This is a genomic window from Microbacterium ureisolvens (assembly GCF_019511645.1).
Classification (GTDB): domain Bacteria; phylum Actinomycetota; class Actinomycetes; order Actinomycetales; family Microbacteriaceae; genus Microbacterium; species Microbacterium ureisolvens_A.
Genome location: NZ_JAEUAX010000015.1, coordinates 68,878 through 78,089 on the forward strand (window position 1 = coordinate 68,878; position 9,212 = coordinate 78,089).

Here is a 9,212-nt window from a genome sequence, read left to right on the forward strand (position 1 = left end):
CAGACGAGTGGTGTCGCCCCCATAGGCGCTAAACACTGGAGCCCCGCTCGGCAACTCGGCGATATAGACCGGAATATTTCTTGGCCCAGCCCGAAATGTCGAGCAGCTGCTCCGAGTCCCCGGCGGGAGTAGCACGATCGACCGGCCGATTCGCACGAAGCAGGGCGACGAGAGCGTTGGCGATCGCATCAACAGTGGCGGAGGCACCTACACCGCCCAACTCGGTGGCCCAGTCTGCGAATCCGGAGTCCGTCGTTGCGACTATTGGCAAGCCGCATGCGGCCGCCTCAAGGATCACCGTCGGGGCACCTTCTCCATCGCCATCCGACGCAAAGATGAGCGCGTCCGCCGCCCAGTAGACGTCTCGAGGGTCGTCAACCTGCCCGAGAAAGTGCGTCCTCGGCGCATCGAAGCGCTCGCGAAGCTCGCGCCCAAGGGGTCCAGTTCCAGCGACGATTACGCTGGCGTCGGCGCGAACAGAAGCCTCCATAGCCAGCGCGGGGCGCTTGCTTTCGTCGAGCCGCCCAACCACAGCGACCGCGAACTGATCGGAGACCCCGATTCGCCGCCTAGCAGCGGAGCGCTCTTTAACTGTCGGTGTTCGAAAGTGAGAGAGGTCGATGCCATTTTCAATTACCAGTCGCTGCTCGTTCTTGACGAGCGCGCGCAGGTCTTCATCGACGATCTTGGATACCGACGCAACGGCGGCCACATTTCGGGAAGCTCTGTGGTACAAGGGGCGAAGCGCGGCGCCAAAAACTCGGCGCGGAAAGCGCCCGTGCTCAGTCCAAACTACCGGAGCGATTCTCGCGGCAGCTCCAGTGAAGCCCACCTGCTCTCGCTTGAAGTGACAGTGCACCACGTCCGGGCGCACACTGGCAAGAATTCTCCGCACCCGATGCCGTTGGAGCGGAAGCCTGGCGAACCCGTGCGGGAGGTTCAGAGTCTGCCACTTAGGTCCGAGGTGCGCGGGCACCTCGAGAGCACCGCGCCAGCCCGCAATCTCACCAACCAATATGCTCGCCACACCCTCGGCGTGGACGCTTGAGGCTAGCCGTGTGATGAATTTCTCCGCGCCACCGGTGCCTTTGCTCTCTGCCAGTACGGCGACTAGGAGATGCGGGTCCACACTCGCGGTTTCCGCACGCAGCATGCTCACGTCTGCTGGGGAATAGCATGCTCTGATCTGACTGTCGTTGCCCGAGTGCTGGACGTTCTCCACGGCAAGCGCGGGTTCCCCTGCGGCCCGCACAGGCAAGAACGCGCCCGCGTCGCCATCTGCGCCGATCTTCAATCCGGGGATGCCCGCGCGGCTGGTCACCGAATGAATCCACACGTCGTCCGCTCGCGGCGCCTGGGTGGTGAAGCCACGACCCGCGGCGCGAAGCTTGTCGGTAGCGACCGCGGGATATAGCACACCGCCCATGCCGGTGGGAAAAACCTGCGGGCCGGTGTCGAGTTGGCGCGCGTGCGGCCACGTAGCGTACGGCGCGAGACCGTCCTCGTCGAAGCTGACGCGATAGGCTCGGTGCGCGACGACGTGCCCGGGATATCTCGCTGCATTGACAGCGAGTGCGAGCAGCCAACCTCTCGGGTAAAAAGTATCGTCGTCTGCGGTTACGAGGGCTGCACCCTCCCGTACTCGGTCGAGATCAAGTGCAGCGAAGTATTTCTTATGCGGCCCAAGATCCTCACAGAGGCGGATCTCAAGTCCTCGTTTCGCGAGGCGGCTAAGCGACTTGGGGGGATTATCCACCACATGTTGGTCGCTCACCCACAAGATCATCCGAGCGGGTCGAGCATACCCACTGCCAATCGACTCGATCGCGAGGTAGGCCCGCTCCGTACGGCGACCGTATGTAGCGATCGACACGACGGCTTCGCAGGTCCCCAACACAGACGCGCGGGAGAACCTGTTTCGCAGGCGGAATCTGGCCTCTAGCAGCAAGCTTCGGGCGAGCCGGAGGACCCTGTCAGTCACGCTCACCTGCCCGGCACCGCAGCGAGCTGCCGAGTGGATCCGGGATCCTGCCTTGTCCGATGCTCCTACGATCGCGCACTTGCCGATTCCATCCTGGTCACTGGTCGTGGGGTCCAGAGTCCGTGCGTGCCGTCGCCACCAGGCGTCGTCTTCACGCCGGTGTCTTGGACGATGACCCACGCTATCAGCGGTGCGAAGCTTATGTCGTCGCAGCGTGGACGATAGCCAGTGATCCGCTTGGTGGCTCCTCGTTGATCGCGTTCCGCCAGGAACGGACCGAGGGGCTGTGACGACGCTCATTCACATGCAAAGCCGTCCCGGTGTAGTGGTCCTCGGTGAAACGACTGGATGCCCAATCTGGATCCGGCACAGCCCCCGCCGGCCAGCTCAACCCCCAGCGCTTGGATGTTGGGCAGGAGGTGCATCAGGTTGCCTCGTGTGCGAGTGCCAGGCGCCGTGCACTCCTGCCAGCGAATACTCCACCGATCAACCCCTGCGTCCTAGCGTGCTCTCAGCGCCTTCCCGCAGCACGACAGGACGCGGTACCCGAGAAGGGGCGCCCCGGCACCTAAGCTTGACCCGGTCCCCTCTCTCGCCACAGTTCGCCCCCGGAGCTTCGCCCCCACCGTGATCCGAGTCCTCACCACCGTCGCGCTCGCGCTCTTCGCCCTCGTCGCCACCGCGGCCGTCACGCTCTACGCGCTCCTCGTCATCGACTCGCGGGAGTCCGTCCGGCACTACTACGGCGACACCCCTGCGCACCAAACGCCTGAACACCGGGCTTAACCGAGACGAAACGCGCAAGTAACCCCCCGCGGGTCGAATCGCCGTAGCGTGGCACCCAGATGGGGCACTGCCGCCCGGAGCCGGAAGGGAACGGCCCCGGGCTTTCTCTCTTTGGGCTTGGGGAGCACATGTACAGAGGCAGACGAGTCACAATCCTGGCGGCCGCGATCACCCTCGGCCTCGGCGGCGGAACCTTGGCGGCGGTCGCGGCATCGGCCGAAAGCAGCGCGGTGGTCGGCGACGTCAGCGTCGTCATCGAGTTCACCTCGCCCAAAGTGGCAGAGATCTCGGTGTCCACCCGCAACGCGTCATCGGTTCCCGCCTGGGGCGTCGCGCGCGTCAACGGTCCCGACGGCAGGGTCTACACCTTTGGGCCGACCCGCTTCGAGCCGGGCGAAGTGCGCACCCACGAGGTGACCATCACCGGGCACCCCTGCGAAGACCTCCACGACACGTCGGCGATCGCCTACGGCTACGCCGCCCGCGGCGATGACGAGCCCTCGTGGAGCACCGGACTCATCACCTACCCGAGCCCGCTCGTCACGGTCATCGGCTGCGGGCCCACCCCGACTCCCACGCCAACCCCGACGCCGACTCCCACGCCGACGCCGACACCCACTCCGACCCCCACACCCTCCCCGACGGCGTCGCCGACTCCCTCTCCGACGACCCCTGTGCCGACGGCCTCGGCGACGCCAGTGCCGTCGGCAGCGGCGACCCCCACGTCAGCCGCTGCCGACGGTGCGCTCGCCTCGACCGGCGCAGCCATCGGCTGGACCGTCGCCGCGACCATCGCCGCCGGGGCAGCCATCGTCATCGGAATCGCGCTGAGCCGGCGCCGGAGAACGTGAGCGGGCGGCAGCTCGAGGAACTCTGATGGCAGCGGTCGAGAAGTCGCGCATCGAGTGGATGGACGTCCTCCGCGGGACGTCCATCATCCTCGTGGTGTTCAACCACGCCATCCTGTTCGCGAGCTCCTCCCCGCTCGGCGCCCCCGAGGTCGCGTGGGTGCTCAACACGATCTTCTCCCCCGTGCGCATGCCGCTCATGGTGTTCCTGTCGGGCCTGCTGGTCGCCGGATCGCTCCGCCGCGGGCCGCGCGCCTACGTCACCGGCAAAGTGCGCCGCGTACTCTGGCCCTACATCGTGTGGTCGATCATCGCGCTCGCACTCCTCTACGGCTTCGGCATCCGTGAAGGTGTCGTAGGTGGCGTCACCGCGCACGTCGTCACCCCGTGGGATCTGCTCCTGCCGCTGTACGACCCGGTCGAGCACCTGTGGTTCCTCTACGACCTGTTCCTCTTCTATATGGTCGCGCTCGTCACGCCGCGCGTGCCGCCGGTCTGGATCGCCGCGGGCGCACTCGTCGCCGCGGCCCTCGTGCCCGACTTCGGCGTGCGGCGGTTCTTCCTGCTGCTCGTGTTCTTCATGATCGGCGTGTGGTTCTCGCAGCACGTCGGCGCCCTCGAGCGCACACTCGCCCGCCGCTGGGTGGTCTGGGCGTGCGCGGCACTCGCACTCGCCACCGTGGCCGCCGCGGCAGTGGGAGTGGGCCTGCGCTACACCGCCCTGTCGGCGCCGTTCGCGGCCGGCGGTATCGGCATCGCCATCGTCATCGCGCGCCGGTTCGGATCGGCACGGATGCTGCGTCCCCTCCGCGCCGTCGGACGCGACTCGCTCGTCTACTACATCGTGCACTGGTGGCCGGCGAGCGCCGGCGTCGCCCTCGGCGCCCTCACGGGGAACGCCTGGATCGCCCTCGCCGTCGGGTTCGTGTTCGGACTCGGCGCCGGCGTCGTCATGGTGCACCTGCTGCGCGTCCTGCCCGCCCTCGACCTGCTGTTCGCGTGGCCCGCCCGCCATTCGGGAACCGTTGCGCACTCCCCCGGAACGCTCTCCACCACCGACGGAAGGCCCGCACCATGACCACCAGCCCGTTCAGCCGCCGATCCTTCGTCCGCCTTCTCGCCGTCGCCGCACCCGCGGCGGCCACCGCCATGTGCTCGCCGGCCCAGACGACGGGCGGGCCTTCGGCGACAGCATCCACTCCCTCCTCCTCGGCGAGCGCCGTCGCACCGACTGGTGCGCCCGCGGCCATCGTCGGCGGAGCCCGGCCCGCCGTGGTGCGCTCGTTCGGACCCAACGGCACCCACTGGCCTGCCCACACGCCGTGGATCAACGACGCGGTCACGACCGTCGAGGTGCCGTGCTCGTGGGCCGCGATCCGCACCGCGCTGCTCGCAGTGACCGCATCACAGGCCGCCGCCGGCGTGCACATCAAGGTGCAGCCCGGCACCCTTCCCGGCCTGGGCGCCTCGTCGGGGTCGAAGGCCGTGCTGCAGGGCCTCGGCAGCGCGCAGTGGAGCAAGAACGTGCTCGTCTCCCCCCGTGACGGCTGGGGCTCGGTCATCATCACCGAGCCCGCGCGCCTGCGAGAGGTGTACGGCGTGACCTTCGCCCGCATCAACGGCGTCGACGTGCTGCTGACCAACTGCACGCGCAGCGCCTGGGCGCAGTCCGTCATGTCGGACGGCCTCAGCATGGCCTCGTCGTACGGTGCGACCACGCGCGAGGTCGGCGCGTACGAGATCGTCATGAGCAACGTCAAGTCCGACATCTCCGACCCGCTCGGCTACGCCGCCGGCGCCGACTCGGTCATGACCGACTGCGTGTGGGACGGATGCTACTCAGCCCCGGTGTTCCGCCCCACCGGCGCCACCGACCACGTCGACACCCTGCAGATGTACGGGTCGGGCTGGTACCGCGGGCTCACGGTGCGCGACACGACGTTCTTCGGGTCCCTCAACTGCGCCCTGCAGATCGGCGGCATGCGCGCCGACGACCCCAACAAGGGCACGCGGTTCCTCACGGTCGACCACAGCATCATCACCTCGCAGGCCACCGCGATCCGCGCGCGCTACCCCAAGCCGGCGGGCGCCGACACGCCGTCGCTCGCGCAGGCCATCAACGGCATCGGCGAGGACTTCCAGCTGTACGCCAACGACTCGTACATCTTCGGCTCGATGTACCGCAGCAAGTGGGGCGCCGTCTCGAACACGAAGGTCTCGTACGACCAGGCGCTCACCCGCAACCCGGTCGCCTCCGGCAAGTGGACCTACGACAGCTCGATGAACTCGTGGGGCGCGTCCAAGTTCGACTCGCTGACGCCCAGCCCCACTGTTGAGTACCTGAAGTCGATCTGGAAGTGACCTGGGGAGGACACTGGGGATGGGACTGGGGATGGAGCTGAACAGGCGAACGGTCTTGAGGGCGGGAGCATGGGCGACGCCGGTGATCATGGTCGCCGCGCAGACGCCGCTCGCGGCGGCGAGTGAGGAGCCGGTGCAGCTGACGCTCGACGCCCAACCCGTGGCGGCGAGCGGCGAGCAGTGGCTCGCTTTCGGGGTGAAGAACTCCACTCCCAACATCGCGACGCAGGTGATGCTCGTGGTGACGGCGACCGGTTCTACCACCTTCACCGACGCCGAGGCGCTCGACGGCTGGACGATCACGGTCAGCCCCACCGGCACGGCCACCGCCATCGGCGTGCTGGCGCCCGGGGCATCGGCGAACATCCGCGTGCGGGCGAACGTGCAGCCTCTGCCGAACGGCAGCGTGGCGACCGCGACGGTGTTCGAATCGGGCACTGCGGTCGACGTTAAGACGACGGTGATCGAGGGATACGGGCAGACGCGGCCGGCGGTCGTGCGCTCGTTCGGCCCCAACGGCACGCACTGGCCCCCGCACACCCCGTGGATCGGGGCCGTCGCGCCGCACACGGTCGATGTCGATTGCACGTGGGCCGCGATCGGCGCGGCCATTCGCGCGGTCACGGCGGAGCAGGCGGCGGCGGGTATGCACATCCGGGTGCGGCCGGGAACGCTTCCCGGCAATGGGTCGTCGAGCGGCTCGACCCCGGTGCTGCGCGGCATGGGCAACGCGAACTGGGGCCAGAACGTGCTCGTCTCGCCGCTCGAGGGCTGGGGCAGCGTCACCATCTCAGACCCGGCGCGGCTGCGTGACGTATACGGCGTCACTTTCGCGCGAATCAACGGCGACCGGATGCTGCTCACCAACGGCACCCGCAGCGCCTGGGCCCAGTCGCGCTTCACGACGGGCTTCAGCATCGCCTCGTCGTACAACGCCGTGACCGAGAACTGCGGGGCGTACGAGATCGTGGTGCTCGAGCCGAGGACCGGCATCACCGACCCGCTCGGCTACGCCGCCGGCGCGGGCTCCACGCTCGACAAGAGCGTGTTCGAAGGCTGCTACGTCGCACCCGTCTTCCGGCCCGTGGGGGCGACCGATCACCTCGACACGCTCCAGATGTACGGCAGCGGCTGGTACCGCGGTCTCACGGTGCGAGATTCCACCTTCTTCGGCTCGCGCAACTGCGCTCTGCAGATCGGCGGGTCCCCAGCATCCGATCCCCGCAAGGGAACCCCCTTCGTGACTGTCGATCACAGCGTGCTCACCTCGCAGGCGACCGCGGTGCGCGTGCGATACCCGCAGCCTGACGGCACCGAGCCGCCGACGATCAACCAGGCGATCAACGGCTCCGGCGAGCCCGGGCAGCTGCATGCCTATGACTCCTACGTGTTCGGCTCGATCTACGACTCCACGTGGGGCACCGTGCGCAACACGCGCGTGTCGTCGACGGTGCGCCCCGCGAACGACGGCGCCTTCACGGCCGATCCGTCGCTCGAGCAGTGGGGTGCTGCCCAGTTCGACGTGCTGACGCCGGCACCCACCGACGCGTACCTGGCGCAGATCTGGTCGTGACGCCGTGAACGTGGACGCGAACCTCGCCCACCGCGCCTCGCGCGGCATCGTCGTGACCATGGGCGGGATGTGGGGCAAGACCCTCATCCAGCTGGCCGCGATCATGCTGCTCGGGCGGCTGCTCAGCCCCGAGGACTTCGGTCTCGTCGCGATGGTCACCGCCATCTCGGGCATCATCGACCTCGTCCGCGACTTCGGGCTCACCGGGGCGATCATCCAGGCGCGCGAGATCTCGGAGCGCGCCTGGCGAAGTCTCTTCTGGCTGGCGCTCGGGCTCGGCGTGCTGCTGGGCGGCATCCTCGCGGCGTGCGCGCCGCTCATCGCCGACCTGTACAACGAGCCCCAGCTCGTGCTCATCACGCTCGTGATCGCGCCGAGCCTCATCGTCAACGGGCTCACCATGCCGCTGCAGGCCCGTGCGACCCGCGAGCTGAAGTTCGCGCTGCTCGCCCGCATCGACGTCGTGTCGATGGTGGGCGGGGTCGCGGCGGCGATCACCGGCGGGCTGCTCGGGTGGGGCTATTGGTCGCTCATCCTGCTGGTCGGCACCGGGCTCGTGGTGCGGCTCGTGATGCTGTGGGTGGCGCTTCGCCCGCGACCGGGCTGGCCGCGGATCCACCGCGACGTCGTGCCGCTCGTGTCGCGCGGCGGCAGCATCTTCGGCGCCGAGCTGCTCAACTACGTCGAGCGCAACGCCGACACCGTCATCATCGGCCAGCAGCTCGGACCGTCCGTGCTCGGCCAGTACTCACGGGCGTACGCGCTGTTCCTCATGCCGCTTCAGCAGCTGAACGGGCCCATCGGGCGCGTCGCCCTGCCCGTCCTCAGCAAGCTGCAGGACGACGGCGACCGCTACCGGCGCTACATCCGTGGCGCGTTGCTCGTCATCGGGTACCTCACGCTGCCGACGTACGCGATCCTCGCGACGGTGTCGGAGCCGCTGTTCGCGATCCTCCTCGGACCCGGCTGGGAGCAGGCGGCGGTGCTGTTCAGCATCCTCGCCATCGCCGGCATCGCCCAGGGCATCGGCAAGGTGCGCGGCTGGCTGTTCATCACGATGGGCCGCTCGCACCAGCAGCTGCTCTACGACCTCGTCGCCCGGCCGCTCGTGGTGGTCGGTTTCTTCGTCGGGATCTGGTGGGGCGGGATCTACGGGCTCGCCCTGACCTACGGCATCCTGTCGGCCCTGCTTCTCATCCCGGGCTTCGCGTTCGCGATCCGTGGCACCTTCGTGCGCGGCAGCGACATCGTCTTCCCGGTGCTGCGCCCGCTCGTGTTCGCCCTGCTCGCGTTCGGGGCGGCGTTCGCCGCGACGCGCGCCGTGGATCTGGTGCCGATCTTGGAGATTCTGGTCGGCGGCGTTGCGGGGGCGATTGTGATGGGGCCGCTGCTGCTGATTCCCGCCTACCGACGAGACGTGGCGCAGATCATGGGGTTCGTGAAGCAGATGCGCAAGCCCAAGGCGCGTGCCGAGGAGACGGAGTCGGGCGCGGAGGATGCCGCGGCCCCGGCCGCCGCGGAGGCGTACGAGGCCGTGCTGCTGGAAGACGCCGCGACGCCCGGCGACGTGCTGGACGCCGAGATCGAGAAGCGCCAGCTCGAGCAGAACCGCTGACCCGGGCGGCGCCGCCACCTCGGAGGCGGGGCGCGCGGGGCGGGGCCG

General features: G+C 68.5%; 7 protein-coding genes. 6 read left to right on the forward strand and 1 reads right to left on the reverse strand.

What is annotated here, in order from left to right:
• Positions 1–28: 28 nt before the first annotated feature.
• Positions 29–1,774 carry a glycosyltransferase family 4 protein gene (locus JNB61_RS20575; protein WP_220340577.1) on the reverse strand — a complete coding sequence of 582 codons (1,746 nt, stop codon included), beginning with the start codon at positions 1,772–1,774 and terminating at the stop codon, positions 29–31.
• Between the two features lie 834 nt (positions 1,775–2,608).
• On the opposite strand from JNB61_RS20575, the gene JNB61_RS18350 reads away from it, so the two are divergent.
• From JNB61_RS18350 to JNB61_RS18375, 6 genes are all read left to right on the forward strand, one after another.
• A complete protein-coding gene (locus JNB61_RS18350) occupies positions 2,609–2,767 on the forward strand; it encodes a hypothetical protein (protein WP_220340578.1) in 159 nt (52 codons plus the stop codon).
• A gap of 128 nt (positions 2,768–2,895) precedes the next feature.
• Positions 2,896–3,618, forward strand: coding sequence for a hypothetical protein (locus JNB61_RS18355; protein ID WP_220340579.1), 723 nt, complete (start codon positions 2,896–2,898; stop codon positions 3,616–3,618).
• Positions 3,619–3,643: 25 nt separating this feature from the next.
• Positions 3,644–4,693: an acyltransferase family protein gene (locus JNB61_RS18360; protein WP_220340580.1), complete on the forward strand. Its 1,050-nt coding sequence runs from the start codon at positions 3,644–3,646 to the stop codon at positions 4,691–4,693.
• Positions 4,690–5,976, forward strand: coding sequence for a hypothetical protein (locus JNB61_RS18365; RefSeq protein ID WP_220340581.1), 1,287 nt, complete (start codon positions 4,690–4,692; stop codon positions 5,974–5,976). The genes JNB61_RS18360 and JNB61_RS18365 overlap by 4 nt, the downstream gene beginning before the upstream one ends.
• Before the next feature lie 55 nt (positions 5,977–6,031).
• The gene (locus JNB61_RS18370; RefSeq protein WP_220340582.1) at positions 6,032–7,549 is read left to right on the forward strand and encodes a hypothetical protein; all 1,518 of its coding nucleotides are present in this window, start codon (positions 6,032–6,034) and stop codon (positions 7,547–7,549) included.
• Between the two features lie 4 nt (positions 7,550–7,553).
• On the forward strand, positions 7,554–9,164 hold the full coding sequence (locus JNB61_RS18375; protein WP_220340583.1) for a lipopolysaccharide biosynthesis protein: 1,611 nt from the start codon (positions 7,554–7,556) through the stop codon (positions 9,162–9,164).
• Positions 9,165–9,212: the final 48 nt, after the last annotated feature.

Excerpts from the sequence above, each read along its gene's own strand:
- JNB61_RS18355 (WP_220340579.1), top strand. The coding sequence starts at position 2,896 with ATGTACAGAGGCAGACGAGTCACAATCCTGGCGGCCGCGATCACCCTC.
- JNB61_RS18360 (WP_220340580.1), top strand. The coding sequence starts at position 3,644 with ATGGCAGCGGTCGAGAAGTCGCGCATCGAGTGGATGGACGTCCTCCGC.
- JNB61_RS18365 (WP_220340581.1), top strand. The coding sequence starts at position 4,690 with ATGACCACCAGCCCGTTCAGCCGCCGATCCTTCGTCCGCCTTCTCGCC.